Source organism: Streptomyces synnematoformans, from assembly GCF_039531005.1.
Taxonomy (GTDB): domain Bacteria; phylum Actinomycetota; class Actinomycetes; order Streptomycetales; family Streptomycetaceae; genus Streptomyces; species Streptomyces synnematoformans.
The window spans coordinates 1-633 of record NZ_BAAAPF010000760.1 but is presented as its reverse complement, the minus strand read 5'-3'; the positions used below and the strand labels follow the sequence as shown (position 1 = coordinate 633).

Here is a 633-nt window from a genome sequence, read left to right as displayed (position 1 = left end):
ACGAGTACGCACCCGGCGGCGGTGAACCAGGTGTGCACCGGCCAGTTGCCGGTGGCGCGGCGCCGCGGGGCGCGGCCGGGGCCCGCGACGGCCTGCGCACCCGGCTGCACGCCGGGTGGCTCGGGCGCGCCGCCGGGTGCGTACTCGGCAAGCCGGTCGAGAAGGTGACCCTGACGGGCATCCGGGCCATCGCCCGCGCCACCGGCAACTGGCCGGTGCACACCTGGTTCACCGCCGCCGGGCTCGACCCCGCGACCGCCGCCGCGCACCCCTGGAACCGCCGCAGCGCCGCCACCTCCCTGGCCGAGACCCTCGACGGCGCGCCCGAGGACGACGACCTCAACTACCCCCTGATCGGCCTGCTCCTCCTCGACCGCCACGGCCACGCCTTCACCACCGCCGACGTCGGCCGGCTCTGGCTCGACGAACTGCCCGCGGGCCGTACGTTCACCGCCGAGCGGGTCGCGTACCGCAACCTGCTCGACGGCGTCGAACCGCCGCACACCGGCTCGTACCGCAACCCCTTCCGGGAGTGGATCGGCGCCCAGATCCGCGCCGACGTACACGGCTGGACGCACCCCGGGGACCCGGCCGGCGCCGCCGTCGCCGCGCACCGCGACGCCGTGCTCACCC

At 76.9% G+C, this 633-nt stretch carries 1 protein-coding gene; it reads left to right on the top strand.

The features are described 5' to 3' along the window. On the top strand, positions 1-633 hold a 633-nt coding region (locus tag ABD317_RS37550; RefSeq protein ID WP_425582543.1), incomplete at both ends, for an ADP-ribosylglycohydrolase family protein.